The organism is Bradyrhizobium sp. 6(2017) (assembly GCF_011058295.2).
GTDB lineage: Bacteria > Pseudomonadota > Alphaproteobacteria > Rhizobiales > Xanthobacteraceae > Bradyrhizobium > Bradyrhizobium septentrionale.
Genome location: NZ_CP049289.2, coordinates 7,877,791 through 7,893,769 on the forward strand (window position 1 = coordinate 7,877,791; position 15,979 = coordinate 7,893,769).

11 protein-coding genes are annotated in these 15,979 nt (G+C 63.3%); 5 read left to right on the forward strand and 6 right to left on the reverse strand.

Features of this window, described 5'->3' with window-relative positions:
• The first annotated feature begins 44 nt into the window (after positions 1-44).
• A complete protein-coding gene (locus G6P99_RS37450) occupies positions 45-1,256 on the forward strand; it encodes an amidohydrolase family protein (protein ID WP_165125725.1) in 1,212 nt (403 codons plus the stop codon).
• 27 nt (positions 1,257-1,283) lie between these two features.
• Here the strand turns inward: G6P99_RS37450 and G6P99_RS37455 are convergent, their stop codons facing one another.
• The 3 genes from G6P99_RS37455 to G6P99_RS37465 form a co-directional block, all read right to left on the reverse strand.
• Positions 1,284-2,309 carry a glycoside hydrolase family 5 protein gene (locus G6P99_RS37455; RefSeq protein WP_029080390.1) on the reverse strand — a complete coding sequence of 342 codons (1,026 nt, stop codon included), beginning with the start codon at positions 2,307-2,309 and terminating at the stop codon, positions 1,284-1,286.
• The gene (locus G6P99_RS37460; RefSeq protein WP_165125728.1) at positions 2,306-3,589 is read right to left on the reverse strand and encodes an O-antigen ligase family protein; all 1,284 of its coding nucleotides are present in this window, start codon (positions 3,587-3,589) and stop codon (positions 2,306-2,308) included. The genes G6P99_RS37455 and G6P99_RS37460 overlap by 4 nt, the downstream gene beginning before the upstream one ends.
• Before the next feature lie 78 nt (positions 3,590-3,667).
• Entirely contained in the window at positions 3,668-4,480 is an 813-nt protein-coding gene (locus G6P99_RS37465) for a WecB/TagA/CpsF family glycosyltransferase (protein WP_029080392.1), read from the reverse strand.
• A 485-nt stretch (positions 4,481-4,965) separates the two neighbouring features.
• Between G6P99_RS37465 and G6P99_RS37470 the strand changes: the two genes are divergently transcribed.
• A complete protein-coding gene (locus G6P99_RS37470) occupies positions 4,966-6,096 on the forward strand; it encodes a GNAT family N-acetyltransferase (protein ID WP_029080393.1) in 1,131 nt (376 codons plus the stop codon).
• Positions 6,097-6,425: 329 nt separating this feature from the next.
• On the opposite strand, the gene G6P99_RS37475 is transcribed toward G6P99_RS37470, so the two are convergent.
• Complete coding sequence (locus tag G6P99_RS37475) at positions 6,426-7,646, reverse strand: FAD-dependent oxidoreductase (RefSeq protein WP_029080394.1); 1,221 nt, start codon at positions 7,644-7,646, stop codon at positions 6,426-6,428.
• A 496-nt stretch (positions 7,647-8,142) separates the two neighbouring features.
• On the opposite strand from G6P99_RS37475, the gene G6P99_RS37480 reads away from it, so the two are divergent.
• Positions 8,143-9,489: a lipopolysaccharide biosynthesis protein gene (locus G6P99_RS37480; RefSeq protein WP_029080395.1), complete on the forward strand. Its 1,347-nt coding sequence runs from the start codon at positions 8,143-8,145 to the stop codon at positions 9,487-9,489.
• Positions 9,490-9,592: 103 nt separating this feature from the next.
• On the opposite strand, the gene G6P99_RS37485 is transcribed toward G6P99_RS37480, so the two are convergent.
• Positions 9,593-11,680, reverse strand: coding sequence for a GumC family protein (locus tag G6P99_RS37485; RefSeq protein WP_029080396.1), 2,088 nt, complete (start codon positions 11,678-11,680; stop codon positions 9,593-9,595).
• A 289-nt stretch (positions 11,681-11,969) separates the two neighbouring features.
• Between G6P99_RS37485 and G6P99_RS37490 the strand changes: the two genes are divergently transcribed.
• Together G6P99_RS37490 and G6P99_RS37495 are read left to right on the forward strand one after the other, a co-directional pair.
• Positions 11,970-13,160, forward strand: a complete 1,191-nt coding sequence (locus tag G6P99_RS37490; protein WP_029080397.1) for a glycosyltransferase family 4 protein — start codon at positions 11,970-11,972, stop codon at positions 13,158-13,160.
• Between the two features lie 15 nt (positions 13,161-13,175).
• Positions 13,176-14,732, forward strand: coding sequence for a glucosamine inositolphosphorylceramide transferase family protein (locus tag G6P99_RS37495; protein WP_035976682.1), 1,557 nt, complete (start codon positions 13,176-13,178; stop codon positions 14,730-14,732).
• 24 nt (positions 14,733-14,756) lie between these two features.
• Here the strand turns inward: G6P99_RS37495 and G6P99_RS37500 are convergent, their stop codons facing one another.
• Positions 14,757-15,959: an ABC transporter substrate-binding protein gene (locus tag G6P99_RS37500; RefSeq protein ID WP_029080398.1), complete on the reverse strand. Its 1,203-nt coding sequence runs from the start codon at positions 15,957-15,959 to the stop codon at positions 14,757-14,759.
• Positions 15,960-15,979 lie beyond the last annotated feature (20 nt).

A 15,979-nucleotide genomic window follows, 5' to 3' on the forward strand; every position in this document is an offset into this window, starting at 1 on the left:
AGCGCGATCTGCATGCGACGCAAGCGACAAGAAGGACAGACTCGATGCCCGCCGACAAACTCTTCATCAATGCCAGGCTCGGTGACGGTGCTGGCAGCGACATGCTGGTTCGCGACGGCCGCATCGTTGCGATCGAAGCGAGGGCCGAGCGCCCGGCCGGGGTCGAGATCGTCGATCTCGGCAACGCGCTTGTCGTGCCCGGCTTCGTCGAGGGTCACATCCATCTCGATACCAGCTTCTATGGCGACACCTGGCGGCCGCACCGTCCCTGCACCAATGGCTTCAATGTCCATGAACGGGTGGCGTTTCAGGCAGAGAACCTTGCCGCCGCCGCACCGATGTACGTTCGCGCGCGGAACCAGCTCGACCTTTGCATCGGACATGGCACGACGCAGATGCGCAGTCACGTCATGGTCGACGGTTCGGTGGGGCTGAAATCGCTCGAGACCATCCTGAGGGTGCGCGAGGAATACCGGGATCTGATCGACATCCAGCTCGTGGCGTTTCCGCAGAGCGGGATTCTCGGCAGTCCCGGCACGCCGCAATTGCTCGACGAGGCGATCAGGCTCGGCGCCAATGTGGTCGGTGGGCTCGATCCCGCAAGCTTCGATCGGGATGTCGAGGGGCATCTCGATGTCGTCTTCGGCGTCGCGCACAAGCACGGCGTCGATGTCGATATCCATCTTCATGATGGCGGCATGCTCGGCGCCTTCGAGGTCGAGCAGATCGCGGCGCGGACGCGTGCGCTCGGCATGGAGGGCCGCGTCGCCGTCAGCCACGCCTACGGGCTCGGCGACATTCCTGCGGACGCGCTGAAGAAGACTGCCGACATCCTGGCCCGCTCCGGCGTGGCGATCATGACGAATGCGCCGGGCAGCCGGCCGTTCCCGCCGGTCGCCACGCTCAGGAACGCCGGCGTCACGGTGTTCAGCGGCAACGACAATATCAGGGACAGCTGGTGGCCCTATGGCGACGGCGACATGCTGGGCCGCGCGATGATGATCGGATACCGCTCGGGCTTCTACACCGATGACGAGCTCGCGATCGCGTTCGACATGGTCACCGCGGCCGGCGCCAAGGCTCTGCGGCTGGAAGGTTACGGCCTGCGTGTGGGGGACAAGGCCGATTTCGTGACCTTGAATGCTGCGCATATCCAGGAGGCCGTGGTCGCGCGGCCCTCCGGGCGCTCGGTGTACAAGGGCGGCGTACTCACCGCGCGCGACAATCGCGTCGTCAAGGACGTCGACCGATCCTGAGGCGAAGGCCGCCGCGCGGCGGGCGGACTAGCGGACCGACGGAATGATTGCGCGGAGAATATCGCGGTTCCAGCGTTGCCGGGCGCCATCGAATGCCGCGAAATCGTGATCGAACTGCCAATAGGCCCACGCCCAGCCGAAGCTTTCGGCGCGTCTCGCCACGAACGACAGGTATTTCCCGCGGCTCTCCGCCGGCGCGCGCTCGTAGACGCCGAACTCGCCGAGATAGATCGGACGCATCTCCTTCTCCGACCAGGACCGGACCTTGTCGAAATCCGCGGCTGCCTTCGCCTCGTCTTCGGCGGAGCCCCAGTTGAGCGGGGCAATCTTCGAGAAGGTTGCCGACCACGGCGCGCCCTGATGGGTAAATCGTATCGGCGCATAATAGTGGAACGTGACGATGAGGTTTCTGTCGCCGGCCGGCAGCGCCAATTCGTCAACCGGCAGTTCGTCGATGTTCAGGACGGCGACAACGACAATGCGCGTCGGATTCGTGCCCCTGATGATGGCAAGACAATCGCCGAGCAGCGCATTCCATTCGGCCGAGGTCATGTTGCCGCCGGGTTCGTTCAGGATCTCGAACACCAACCTCGGGTATTTTCCCGCATAGCGCGCCGCGATCTGGCGCCAGAACGCCTTGAGCTTCACCGTGCATTCCGGTACGTCGCGCTGGCAGAGGTCGGTGTCGTGCTCGTCGAGGATCGGGATCAGCTTCCGCGCCAGCACGTCCTCGATCATGCCATCGAGGCGCCCCAAGACGGCTTCATCCAGGATGTTTCCGGACTCCATGTGCCTGAAGCCGAAGAAGTTGATCCTGACATGCGAGAAGCCGGCCTGGCGGATCGTATTGAGGTTTTCCAGGCGGAAAGGCGCGTTCTGGTGTCCTTTCCAGATGCCGTCATAGCCGAGAATATTGATGCCGCGCCCCAGTGCCGCGACGTCCGGGGACGCGCCCTGCCCCGCGGCATTCGCCGGCGACATCAGCACCGCAGACAGCGCCGCCGCCACCAGCGCGCTGAAGGTTCCCTGCAAAAGCGATCGGAACGCCGTCATGGTTGCTCCAGCTCGCGCGCACGCGATGACGGCACCGGCCGGCAGACGGCAAGGAAGAACGCAATCAGCAGCACCGATGTGAACATCGTCGAACGAAGGAACACCGTCTCCGTGAAGTTGGTCTGGCAGTTGAGAAACACGAACCCGATGATCAGTGCACAATGCAGACGATCGATCGTGCGCTCCGCGATCAGGCAAAGCATCTTGTAGGAGAACAGAAAGACGCTTGCCGTGAACAGGAAATAGCCCAGGAATCCCGTCTCGATCAGAATGGCGATATAGCCATTGTGATAGTTGTCGAGCACCCAGCCGTGGTTCTGGTTGAAATAATCGTAGATCGCCGGATTGGTCCAGAATCCGTTGATGCCAAATCCGAACAGCGGTGCGTCATCGAAATGACCGATGGCGTACTGCCAGATGAAGGTTCTCTCGGTGAAATCGATCGTCGTGTCGAAGACGTGGATCGAGTCGTATCCGGTCGTGTAGAAATACAGGATCAGCAGCACGGCCGCGACGCACATCACGCATGGCAGGATCGCGTAGACCTGCATGCACCTGACGGACCATAGCGACGTCAGCACCAGCGCACAGGCAACCAGCGCCAGGGCGCCGGCGCCGCGCGACTCCGAGAGAATGACGCAGGTCGAGGCGAGCGCGAAGGTAACGAGGAAGGGCAACCATCCCTGTCCGGTTATCTTTCGATAGCAGGCGAAGAACATCAGATAGGCACCGGCAAAGCCCAGGGTCTGCTTCGATTCGAAGACGCCCTGCCATTGCCCCATGTGCATCCAGCTGTCATCGACCCCGATGTCAGGGAAAACCAAGGCACAGAGCGCAGAGGCCGCGATCAGCACGAACAGGCCGCGGGTCGTCGCTTTCACGATGTCGTCGATGTCGACGCGGGTGATCATGCAGAACGCGCCAAGCGTCGTGATCGCGAGCGCCGCGGCCTTCATCAGGGCGGCACCGCCCAGATTGGTCCAGAACACGGAAATGGTGGCGAACGCGTAGAATGCGATGACTGCAAGCATGTCGAGATTGAAGGCCAGCCGCAGGCAGGGACGGATGAACAGGCTGGCATAGATCAGCACGCCCCACATCAGCAGCGCGATGGCCTGCTGCACCAGCGTCAGCTCGGTCGGCAGCAGCGCGGCGTGGAACGTCCCCATCGACATGATCACGTTGATGGTGATCGACCAGTTGACGACGGTTCTTGCGAAATTTTCCGCCTCGACGCTGGGCGCCTGCCAGGTCGAGCTATCGAGCGCTCGTCCGTCCATATCGATTGTACTCCGCTCACTGAATGAGCTCGGCACTCCGGTGGATCGGGCCGGAGTGCATATTGCACGCGGTAGGCTTCAGTCTTTGCTTGACGAGGATCGGGTCCGGTTGAACAGCAGATAGAGGGCATGCGGATTGGTCGTCAAATAGCGCCAGAACAGCCGGCGCGGCTCGAGCCAGAGCCGCCAGGCCCATTCGAGTCCCACGATCTGCATCCACCTCGGCGCGCGCGGCCGCGAGCCCGACAGGAAATTGAACAATCCGCCTGACGTCTTGATGACGCCGACGTTGCCAAGCTGCGGCATAAATTCATCGACGAAAGCCTGCTCGTAGGGCACGCCGAGCGCGACCCAGAGGAAGTCCGGCGCCAGCGCGTTGATCTCGTCGACCTTGGCCCGCAGCGCGTCGCCGCGCAGATAGCCGTGCGAATGGCCGACGATCTTGAGGGCCGGATAGGCCCGGCGGACATTGGCGATTGCCGCCTTGTTCTCGGCATCGTCGGCGCCAAGCAAATAGAAGGTGAGCCCAAGCTCTTCCGCCTTGCACGCGACGTCGTGGAACAGGTCGGTGGTCGCGACGCGCTCGGGCAGCGGGTTCGATGACCGCAGCTTGGACACCATGACGAGCGGTTGCCCGTCGGCATTGATCAGGTCGGCGGTGCGGAACAACCGATCGGTCATCGGCTCGGTCGAGCAGCGCGACAGCACCTCGCCATTGGCCGAGGTCAGATACAGCGGCCGACTGACCCGCCGCTGCGGGTGCACCATCTCGACCATGAAACCCGCCGTCTGCTCGCGATCGAGCACGGCGAGCCGCAGCCCGCCAATGGTTGCCCGGAGAACGCCGGCGGTCGCAGCTCTGCCGACAGGATTGATGCGACGCTCCCGCATTCCGCCTGGCAGCGATGATCCGGCCGGTAGATCCGCCGATGCAGCCGGCTGCGGGTCACCCGAAGTGTTGCAAATCCGGACAACTGGAGCAGCCGTGTCTGAATTGAGACGCAGCGTCCGCTCGCGATCGACGCGCGCGGGCGAAATTGCATCCGAAATGCGGGCGTTTTGGTTGTCAGTCAACATTTCACCAAGGGCTCCAGTGCTTACCTGCCCATAATTGCAATATCCGGTCCAGTCGCGCGCCAGCCGCGCGATGCGCGATGATCTCGGGCCGTAACGAGATTGTTAACGATACCGACAGGTGAGGCGTCACAAGCGATCCGTTCACCGCTGTGACCTTAGATCAGCAACAATGCGCAAAGGTCGACGCAGTACATTAATACAAATCGTATTCTACCGGTGCCCGACCTCATCAGCCTTTGCTATAAGGGTATCCACGCCGGCTCGATCGGCACTTTGAAAACCCGTTTGTTTGGTTTCGCATGAATAAGAACGATGACGCGTTCGATGTCTGCATCGACGACGCATTCGACTTCCTGTCCGAAGAATACGCGACGTTGTTTGAAGGATCGGATGCGACCGCCTTCCAGCATCCGCTGTGGCTGGACAGCCTCTATCGAAAGCTCGCGCCCGCCGCGGCTGCGAAGCCGCTGGTCGTCGTCATCAGGCATCGCGCAAGCAAGGCGCTGGCGGCTGTGCTGCCGCTGCTGCGCGTGCGCCGCGGGCCGATGCGCACGATCGAATTCGCGGACCTCCGTGTGTCAGACTACCTGTCGCCGGTCTGCAGCATCGCGACATTTGCCGACCTGCTGCGGGACGAGCGGGCCTGCGAGAGGCTTCGAGACCTGGTCCGGCCATTCGATCTGCTGCGCATACCGAAGCTGCTCGATGCCAAGATGCCGATCGAGAATCTGCTCGGAGCGCCTCACCGCAGCCTGATGGATACCAACGCCTACGCGACGGTCCTGTCTGCACCGTTCGAGCAATGGCAGATCAACGCGTTGGGGAAGTCCTATCAAAAGGAGCTGGCAAAGAAATGGCGCCAGATCCACAAGAAAGGCACCCTCACCTTCTCATGCTGCGACGACAGCACCTCCGTCGGCGAGGCGATGGAGGTGATGAAGAAGTTTCGCGGTCCGCGGTTCCAGGCGCATGGTGACGGCGACCTGCTGCAGCGTCTGGAATATTTCGATTTCTATTCGAGCGTGGCGCTGCGCGGCGTCGGCTCCTTTGCGCGGCTCTATGCCATGAAGATGGACGGCGAGGTCATTGCCACCGCCCTTGGGCTATCTCATCGCGACAGCCTCCTCGTCGTCATGACGGCGTTCGATATCGAGGGATACAAGAGCCAGTCGATCGGCGCGCTGACCTTCGAACGGGTCGCGCGGGACTGCATCGAGCGCGGCGATCGGGTGCTCGACTTCACCATCGGTGACGAACCCTACAAGATGCAGTTCGGGGGACAGCCCACGCCGATGTCGAGCGTGACCCAGGCCGGCAGTGCGGCCGGCTCGCTTGCGCTGTTTGCGCTGAAACAAGCGCCCTGGATCAAGCAGGCCGCCAAGCGGTTGACCGACTTCAGGCCGATCCGCACCTCGACCGGCACGCGGTAGCGCCGCCAGGAGTTTGCCAAGAGCTAGCCAGGTGTTTTTTGCGGACGCCTCGCGCTTCGGTTCAGGAAAACTCGGTCGTCGTCCCGGACAAGCCAACGGGTCGGCGCGAAGCGCCGCCCGATGACAGGCTCCGCGCGATCCGGGACCCATAACCACCGATGGCTGTCGTTAGAACAAGCTGGGGCCCCGGCCTTCGCGCCACAAATATTTGCGGTTATGGGTACCGGCTTTCGCCGGGACGACACCGAGTGTGCGGCGTCATAGCTCTGGGTTCTTGCTTTGACGCGTTTTCTTCACGCGAACCGGCGCCCACTTCGTCCGAATACGCTCTAACGGAGCGCGCTGCGGACGCGCATCACCCATCCCGGATGAATCCGGTCCACCCGATGCGTGATCGCGCGGCGCAGGAAGTGTAGCTTCCGCTGCATCGTCCAGCGTGCATCGGTGTTCAATGTCAAGTCCTGCCGGTAGCGCGCCAGTTGCAGCGAAAGCTGGTCTGCGGCGAGCTTGTCCGGATCGGAATAGAACTGCGCAATCTTCTCCGTGCCCATGCCGTCGGTCTCGAGCCAGCGTGGCACATATTCGGTGCAGAGGCGTTCGACATCCACCAGCAGACGGCTGACGCCGGTTCCGGCGGCCGGACAATTGGTCTGGTAGGCATCGCCGATCAGCACGACGCCCGGCTGCAGATGGCCCTCGGTCGCGGTCAGGTCCATGACCCAGTTCTGCACCGGGCCGACGACCTCGAAGTCGCCGAGATAGGTCTTCAATCCCGGCATCAGGCGAAACAACGTCCGCCTGGTGTCGCGGCGCAGCTCGCGCATGATCGGATCGGCCGGATCGCGGAACATGAACAGGTTCGCCCGCATGCCGCCCGACATCGGAAACAGGCTGAGATAGTCGACGCCGTCAGCCGCCTTCTTGCCATAGCAGGTCAGCGCATTGAAATCGAACGGCGCGTTGTCCGGCCGTGCGATCGTGAAGCCGAACGAAACCGAGTGACGCGCAGCGATCACCTGCCGGCGCATGCCGAGACTGTAGCCAAGCGCACCGGCCATGCCGGTCGCCAGAATGACCAGGCGCGAAACGATGCGTTTGCCGGAGGCCAGCGTCAACTGCTGACGGTCGTCGCTGCAACTGACATTGGTCACCTGGTCGAGCAGGAAGCTCGACGTATCAGGCGACAGGTCGCGGGCCATGTTGACGAGGTTGGCATAGGAAATTCCGTAGGACCGGCCGACGCCGATATCGATCAGCCTGCCGTCCCTGATGTTGAGCACCCTGTCATAGGGCGCGGCGACGGCCTCGACATCGTCGATGAAGCCGAGGCGGCGCAGAATGTCGATCTGCCGTCCCGCGATCTTTTCGACGCGGAATTCGTCAGGAGGAATCGCGCGCTTGTCGATCAGAACGACCCGGTAGCCGGCCCGGGCAAGCACGGCTCGCGCAAGCGAGCCCGCCAAACCGGCGCCCACGATCGCGACATCCGCTTCGATGACCTCGGCCCCGCAGGTCGCGATCGGCCTGGTCGTGCTTTCCTCGGCAATCATGTTTGTCCGCTCCAACGGCTAATTGACCGCAGAACTGCAATTTCCCTGCCTGCCGTGCGGCCTTCCCGAACGAACACGACGAGTTCCATGATTGAGGTTAATGAAAACGTGCCGACTGCGATCGGCAGGCTCTCGGCACATGGCTTGCACCAAAGACCGTCATGAAACCGAACATTTGGAGGCTCACCAGCAGGATGGCAGGTCTATCGCGTGGCCATGGAGCCTCGACGGACGCCCTTGGCACGCAGACGCGGCCTCACCCGGCGCGGTCCTCGCCTTTCGACCGAGCTTCGGAGAAACACCCGATCTGCACCGTTTGGAGACAGCGCCCGGCGCCGTTCCAGAATGGAGCAAGGCGACGGGTTGACCTGGTTCACAACCGCGAGGCGCGCGGAGGCCAGCCGGAAGGAACGGAATCTTAGCAAGACAACATTAACACTCGCGGCTTGACCGATTGCTACGGTCGACAGCCTGACTGGATATTGAGATATCTCTGGTGATTGACTCTGTTCTCCAACTGCTGCGGCGCGATGTGACGCGCGGCGTTGCCGGGACCATCCTGCTCAAGGTTGGTAGCGGCGGGTTGGCATTCGCGCTGTTCTCGCTGGCCGCGCGGACCATGACGGCCGACGCGTTTGGAGATTTTGCGACCTGGCTTTCTGTCGCCCAGATCGCATCGGTCGTGGGCCTGGTCGGCCAGGAACTGCTGCTCGTTCGCTTCCTCAACGAATACCAGGTGCGCGGCCAGGCCGACCTCACCAAAGGCGTCCTGCTGTCGAGCCTGAAGTACTCCGCGGTCGGCATGCTGATTTCGATCGCCGCGATCGCGGCGGCGGCGGTCATTCGCGGCGAGTGGTGGCTGCTGGTCCTGTCGGTGTCGGCGTTTGCGGCCGTCAATGCCGGGCTGATGCTCGGCAGCCAGATCGCGCGATCCCTGGTCAGCATTCTGATGGGGGAAGGCAACCGCGAGTTCTTCTGGCGGGTTGCCGTTGTTTTGTTCCTGGTGGCGGTGCTGCTCGGCCACCGGCAGCTCACCCCGGCGGAGCTGTTCACCGCGATGTCGGCCGCGATGGCGCTGGGCCTCGCCGTGCAGATCGTGTCCGTCGTGCGCGCGCTGCCGAACCTGCGCGCGGTCACCGCCCGCCTTGAGACCGCACGCTGGAACCGGAGCGCATTCCGCTTCTGGCTCTCATCCATTCTTGAAGCGGCCAACCAGTATTTCGACGTCATCCTGGTTTACTGGATGCTCGATCCGGCCACGGCTGGCGTCTATTTCGCCGCATCGCGTCTGGCGAACATCTTCGCCATGCTCTCGGCTGCGCTCTACACGTTCGGCGCGCGCCGGCTCCCCTCGCTGTATTTCAGCAAGAATCACGGCGAACTCGAACATACGCTGAAGCTGATGGCCGAGGTGACCGCGCTTTGCGTGCTCAGCGGGCTCGTCATCGTCTGGGTCGGCGCCCCCTATTTGCTCGGCCTGTTCGGGCCGCATTTCGCCGCGCAGCAGTGGGTGCTGATCGTGCTCGCAATCGGAACGGCGTTCCAGGCGGCGGGCGGACCGTCCGCCGCGGTTCTGCAGCTGACCGGCCATGAGCGTGACTATGTTCCGGTCGTCGCCGCCAACGTGGCGTTTCGGCTGGTGGGATTTGTCGTGCTGATCCCCTGGCTCGGCGTGCTCGGCGCTGCGATTGCGGCCACCGTGTCGCTGGTGCTTACCGCCATCGCCCTCAACGTGCTGTGCCGCCGCCGGACCGGCGTCGATCCGTCAATCCTGGTGCTGACGCATCTGGCGTCGTCGAAGAGTGGCGCCTACGCAGTCCGCGTCGCCGATAGCAAGGACTAAGCGTTTACGAGCGAAGTGGACGCCGGTTCGTGTGAAGAGAACGCGTCAAAAGAAAGTTAGAGCATCGGTTCTGATTCAATCAGAACCGATGTTCTAAGCCTCTTCAACTTGCCAATCCCAGGGCTTCGCCCTGACGGCCGCGAACCGCGGCATTGCCGGCCACGCGGTTGACGACAAGCGCTGTCGGCACCGAACCGGACCTCGACAGATCAGCTCTCGCCTTGGCGATGGAAGCCGCGTTGGCGGCACCCTCGCGAACCACCAGGATCACCAGATCGGCATGCGCCGCCAGCGCCACCGCAGCCGGCTGCATCGCAAGCGACGACGCGTCGACGATGATCAGGCCGAAATCGCCGCGAATATCGTCCGGCGGATATGGCGGCGCCTTGCTGCTGGCGCCCAGCAGCTCGACGACGGACGGCAGATCGGCCTTGATGATCCCCGAACCTTGCGGCGGCGTGGCCTCGGCCCGCCTGGATTCCATCTCGATCAGGACGCTGAGCGTCCCGTTCTTGACGGCGGATCGGTTCAGCGACCGCGCGACGGTGCTGCCGCCCGCACCGGCCTCGACCGACAGCAGCAGCGCCACCTTGCCGTGATCTCCCGGAAGCTGCTCGATGTTCTCGACCAGCAGTTGAAGATGCGGGATGAGATCGGGCTCGGCCGTCGTTGCAATCGGGGTCTGCCAGACGCTCCTGACGGCATCTGGCGACACCATGTTGGGAATGCGGGCCAGCACCGGCAATCCCGGCGGCAGCGCAGGCTGCGGCGCGGGCGGCGCTTCGGCGCGACGCGGCACGGGAACGGCCTTGATCGGAAACGGCTTCAGACCGGGAATGGCGACAATCGCCGTCGACGTCAGCAGCGAAACGATCGCGAGTGCGACGAGCAGCAGAGGCAGCGGCGGAAGCGTCGAACGCACCGGCGGCGTCGCCGGCGATGCAACCTTGGTCTGCGAGCTCTGCAAACCGCGCTGCTCGTCGGTCGTCCTGTAGCGCGAGAGGAACTGCTCGTAGATGTTCTTGTTGGCGTCGGCGTCGCGCTGCAATTCCTGCAGCTTAACGAGCGCCTGACCGTCGACCAGGATCTGCTGCTCGGCCGCCTTCAGCTGGTCTTCCAGCGCCTTCTGCTGGTCGCGCTGCGCCTCGTATTCCGACTTTGCGGTGTCGATGTTCTTCTTCCGCTCGATCTCGATCTGCCGGTTGAGGTCGCTCAACTGGCTGAGCGACATCACCAGGTCGGGATGGCGATCGCCGAGCACGGCACGCTTCTGCGCGATCTGGTCGTTGAGGGCGGACCGCTGGGCACGCAGCACGCTCAGCAGATCCTGCTTGACCGGGCCGTCGACATTGGCCTTCAGGTCGCGTTGCGACTGCTCATAGCGCGCCTTGGCCTCTTCGGCGCGGGCGCGCGCGGCGGCGACCTGCTGCGTCAGATCGGTGACCCGCAATTGCTGCGTGGTCGATTCCTTGCCGGCGTTAACGATCCGGTGCTCGAGCTTGAATTTGGCGACGGCATCTTCCGACAACCGCAGGCGGTCGTTCAACGCCTTGAGCCGGCTCTTCAGCCAGTCGGCCGCTTCGTCGGTCGCCACGCTGCGGGTTCCGCGCTGGCTGGCGACGAACGCCTCGGCCACCGCATTGGCGTAGTACGCCGCGCGCCGCGGGTCGTTGGACGTGAACTTGATGGCGATCACATAGGTTAATCCGCGCCTGGAGATATCGAGCCGGCTGCGAAACCGGTCGAGCAGGCGGGTGGGATCGGTCCTGCCGCCAGAGATGTCGCTGTCCTCGGCGATCTTGAGCTGGTCGATCAGCGGCCCGAGAAATCCGTCCGATTTGGCGATCTCGACATAGCTCTGCAGCGCTGCGGCATCTTGCCCGATCCCCGGCAGCACGTCCTGATCGGCTGTAACGCGCTGCTCGCGCGGGTCGACCACGACAAGCGCAGTCGCCGCGTAGCGCGCCGGGATCAACATCAGCAAGATGACACCGACCGCGAAGATCACCGCGGCGAGCATCAGAATGCGTTGACCGTTCTCGCGAAAAAAGCCGACCACGCCGGCAAGGCTAAGCACGCCCTTGGTGATTTCTGTGGAGGATTGGCCGGCCGGCACGCCGGCATTTTCCCACGACGCTGCGGGTTCCGTGGCTTCGGAACGTCTCGGGCCTACGCGGCTACCGAACTTCATGGGTTCAAACTCGAATTCCACTGACAGTACTGCGCCAACGTAAATATCTATGGTTAATCTGCGGTTACCCCTCCTTACGCGGCCGTAACCAATTAGTTAACGAGCCAGTTGTACCCTATGTGTGAGACAATCGTTTTTGATTGCGCTTTTGATTGCTGGCAATGTCCGATCGCACTAAATGAGCAGTAACCTCAACACGCGCTACCCGGTGCACGAGCACGCTTCGCGTGATAGGAACGCGCGCAAAAATGAAGGGGGCGAATCCACTCCTTCAACGGGTGAGGAATCCGTGCTCCAATACACGCCAAGCACTGCATTGCGCGAGGCATCGGCCGCGTCACGCGATCGACCGAACGAGAGCAGGAAGAAGCTGCGTGTTGTCCTGGTGCAGACCCAGGCCGAGAACGCCGGCGCGCAGGAGATATCACGGCTGCTCGGTGCCGGCCTCACCGCGCGCGGCTATGACGTCGCCAACCTGTTCTTCTTCCGCAAATCGGATTCCTTCGACGAACCGCCCAATACGTTCTATTGCGCGTCGAGCCGCCCGGGAAACCCGATGGCGCTGCTGCGGATGCTGTGGACGCTCGCCGGTCATCTCAGGGCCATCCGGCCCGATGTCGTCCTGACCTTCCAGCACTTCGGCAACGTGATCGGCGGAGGCGTGTCGCGCCTCATCAGCCGCGCCCCCGTGATCGCCAACCAGGTATCCTCGGCGATGTCGATGAGCATGCCGGTGCGCGCCGCCGACATCATCATGGGCTCTACCGGCTTCTTCCAGTGCATCACGCTGAACTCGCGGGATATGGAGCGTGAATACGCCCGCTATCCTGCGCTCTACCGCGCGCGGATGAAGCACGTGCCGCACGGCTTCGACGACAAGTCGCACAGCCTGCCGAAGGACGTTGCACGACAGCAGTTCAAGCTGCCGCCGGACCGTACCCTGCTCGGCTGCGCGGCAAGGCTGCACCCGCACAAGCGGCTCGATGCGGCAATTCGTCTGCTGGCTGCCGACCCGTCCTGGCACCTTGCGCTGGCCGGCCAGGGCGCCGATGAAGCACGGCTCAAGGCGCTGGCCGATGAGCTTGATGTCTCCGACCGGCTGCACCTCATCGGCGAGATTCCGCCGCGCCAGATGGCCGACTTCCTGGCTTGCCTCGACATCTTCGTCTTTCCGACGCAGGCCGAAACGTTTGGCCTCGCCGCCGTCGAAGCCGCGAGTGCCGGCATTCCCTGCGTCGTCAACGATCTTCCGGTTTTGCGCGAGGTGCTGTCCTGCCAGGGACAGCCTGCGGCGGTGTTCGTTGACGCTGCCAATGAGGCGGAGTTTTCGGCCGCCGTATCGAAGGTCCTCACCGATCGTGTGTTGAGCGACCAGCTGCGGCAAAGCGCCGTGGGCCTGAAGTCGCGCTATTCGTTGGATGCCATGATAGAGGAATACGTCCGCATTCTCGCCAACGCCGTGGGGGCGGACGCGCACTAGGAAGTTGGGCTGGACATGATTATCGAGTTCCGCTGCGATCGCGAGCAGCCGCGGCTCTGGATGTGCCGCGAAAAGCTGCGCGTCAAGGATCAGGATATTCCCGTTCAAATCGCCTGGACCACGACGCCGGAGCCTCGCCCCGCCGGCCTCGACATGCTGTTCGAGCTTGAGCGCATCGTCCTGCGCAAGGGCAAGGCCGGCGGCGCCGACCGGCTGAAGACGATCCCGGAGCGGCCGCGCGCGGGCAACCCCGACGTGGTGGTCGACTTCACCAGCGCCGAGCGCGATCCGGACTGCTCCGCCAGGCTCTATCTCCGTCCGCGGTTCAACGGCTCCGCGGGAGAGCATGCGGCGCTGGCGGCCATCCTCGCCGGCGACCTGCCGGTGATCGAAATCGTCAACGAGCTTGACGGCTCGGTCATCGACCGCGGCCATCCCTCCGCGGAAATCGCAGCCGGCCTGAGTGGCGGGCTCGAAACGGTGATGGCACGGACGCTGTCCATGCTGCCTCCGATTCTGTCGGGAGCTCCGCGGCTGGTGCCGCAATTGGCTGCTCCGGCGAGCGCCGGCGCGCCGCGCAACCCCGCGCCCTTTGTCGTGCGTGGCGTGGCGACTTCGATCGCCAAGGAAATCTATCGGCTGTGCTGCTACGCGCCGCACTGGCATATCGGATGGCGCTACGCCGAGAACGCGGATGTCTGGCGCACCGGCGACCTGTCCGGACCGGCCTGGAACGTGCTCGGCGACCCCGGCAACCACTTCTATGCCGATCCCGTCCCGGTGAAATGGCAGGGCAGGACCTTCGTGTTCTTCGAAGATCTCGACCACCGGGTCGGCAAGGGCATCATCTCGGCGATCGAATTCGACGGCGAGGGACCGGTCGGCACCGTAATGCCCGTGCTCGAAGAGCCGTGGCACCTGTCCTACCCGTTCCTGATCGAGGACAATGGCGAGCTCTGGATGATCCCGGAGAGCACCGCGCATCGGGACGTCCCGCTCTATAAATGCGTCCGCTTTCCGGACAAATGGGAGCGGCACAGCACGCTGCTGTCCGGGCTCGAACTGGCTGATGTGACCATCACGCAGCACAATGGCCTGCACTACATGTTCGGCGCCTGGCGCGATGGCACCGGCGGATATTCCGACACGCTGGCGATCTATTACGCCGACCGGTTGCTCGGCCCCTGGCAGCCGCATGCGGCCAATCCGGTCCTGATGGATCGCGCGACCGCGCGGCCGGCCGGAAACTTCGTGACCATCGACGGAAAACTGTGGCGCCCGGTGCAGGATTGCAGCAGCGGCTACGGCGCTGCGCTGGGACTTTCGGAAGTGCACGAACTGTCGCCGACGACATACAAGCAGGCGGTCCGCCACCTGCTCAAGCCCGGGCCGCTGTGGAGCGGACGGAAGCTGCACACGCTCAACCGGTGCGGCCAGCTCGAGGTGATCGACGGCTCGCGGGTGCAGCCGAAGACCACAGCGTTCCTGGCGAGCCTGCGGTCGAGCGACCGATCATCGCAATGGAACTGGCACAGCGCGCCGGCGAAGCCGGTCGCACGACGGCTGCACTAGCGCGCCGGCCATCGATGCGGCGGCTCAGTTCGGCTCGGCCCTCAGCACGCCGCCGAACTGCTCCCAGGAGCTCCCCGTCCAGCGCTGCAGCTGAAGTTGCGTATAGGCCATGCTGTTGTCGGGCCCGGTGTTGACCGTGATGCCCGGCATCAGCGTCGGCAGCACAAGTCCCTTGATGTTACGTGCCTGCTTCACGATGTTCTCGCGCGACAGGTCGTCGCCGCACTGCTTCAGCACCTGCTCCAGGATCTGGCCCTGCTGGGTCCCGAACAGGTAGTTGCTGTCGCCGATATCGGCACCCGGAAGATACTTCTCGAAGTGCGCGCGATACCATTTGATGCCGGGATCGTCGGCCCATTTCTTGTCATTCGGATCCTTCGCGATGGTCGCGACGACGACGCCCACCGCCTTGTCCGCTCCGGCCGGCACGATGGTCGAAGACACCGAGCTCGACACGTAATTGACGATGGTGAGCGGCGACCAGCCGATCTCGCTCGCCTTCTTGATCGCTTGCGCGGCGAATTTCGGCGTGCCGGCGATCAGGAATGCCTGGGCGCCCGATGCCTTCAACGTCACGACGCGGGAGTCAATCGTGGGCTCGGTGACCTCATAGGGAGATGTCACCACCTTCTTGTCGAACTCACCCTTCAGGGTTTCCTTGAACGCGGCCACGAAGTCACGGCCGAGATCGTCGTTCTGGTAGAGGATCGCGATCTTCGCGTCCGGCGCCGTCTGGGCAATGTACTTGGCGTAGATCTTTCCTTCGGTGTTGTAGCTCGGCAACCCCGTGGTGGTCAGTGGGAACTCGGCGAAGTTGGCAAACTTGGTCACACCGCTCACGACAAAGAGGTGCGGCACCTTCTTCGCGGTCACATATTTGATGGTTGCGCCGATACCGGGCGTCCCCAGCGGGCCAAACAAGAAAGCCACCTCGTCGCTCTCGATCAGCTTCCGGACCTGCTCCACCGCCTTGGGCGGCGAATAGGCATCGTCATAGGTGATGAGATTGATCTTGCGGCCGTTGATGCCGCCGCGATCATTGATGGAGTTGACATAGGCGATGAGGCCCTTGCCTGTATTGCTGAGCGGAGATGCCGGGCCGCTGAACGGGAATGTCGCCCCGATCTTGATCTCCGATTCCGAGATACCGGGCGTTTCGGCGCGGACGGGAGCTACGGCAAAGGCCGCAAGAACCGCAATGGACACAGCAATCTTCCTCAACGACATGCAACTCTCCCCTTGGTTTT

Bases quoted from the DNA above. Each gene is read 5' to 3' on its own strand.
- G6P99_RS37450 (WP_165125725.1), top strand. From the start codon at position 45: ATGCCCGCCGACAAACTCTTCATCAATGCCAGGCTCGGTGACGGTGCT.
- G6P99_RS37455 (WP_029080390.1), bottom strand. From the start codon at position 2,309: ATGACGGCGTTCCGATCGCTTTTGCAGGGAACCTTCAGCGCGCTGGTG.
- G6P99_RS37460 (WP_165125728.1), bottom strand. From the start codon at position 3,589: ATGGACGGACGAGCGCTCGATAGCTCGACCTGGCAGGCGCCCAGCGTC.
- G6P99_RS37465 (WP_029080392.1), bottom strand. From the start codon at position 4,480: ATGCGGGAGCGTCGCATCAATCCTGTCGGCAGAGCTGCGACCGCCGGC.
- G6P99_RS37470 (WP_029080393.1), top strand. From the start codon at position 4,966: ATGAATAAGAACGATGACGCGTTCGATGTCTGCATCGACGACGCATTC.
- G6P99_RS37475 (WP_029080394.1), bottom strand. From the start codon at position 7,646: ATGATTGCCGAGGAAAGCACGACCAGGCCGATCGCGACCTGCGGGGCC.
- G6P99_RS37485 (WP_029080396.1), bottom strand. From the start codon at position 11,680: ATGAAGTTCGGTAGCCGCGTAGGCCCGAGACGTTCCGAAGCCACGGAA.
- G6P99_RS37495 (WP_035976682.1), top strand. From the start codon at position 13,176: ATGATTATCGAGTTCCGCTGCGATCGCGAGCAGCCGCGGCTCTGGATG.
- G6P99_RS37500 (WP_029080398.1), bottom strand. From the start codon at position 15,959: ATGTCGTTGAGGAAGATTGCTGTGTCCATTGCGGTTCTTGCGGCCTTT.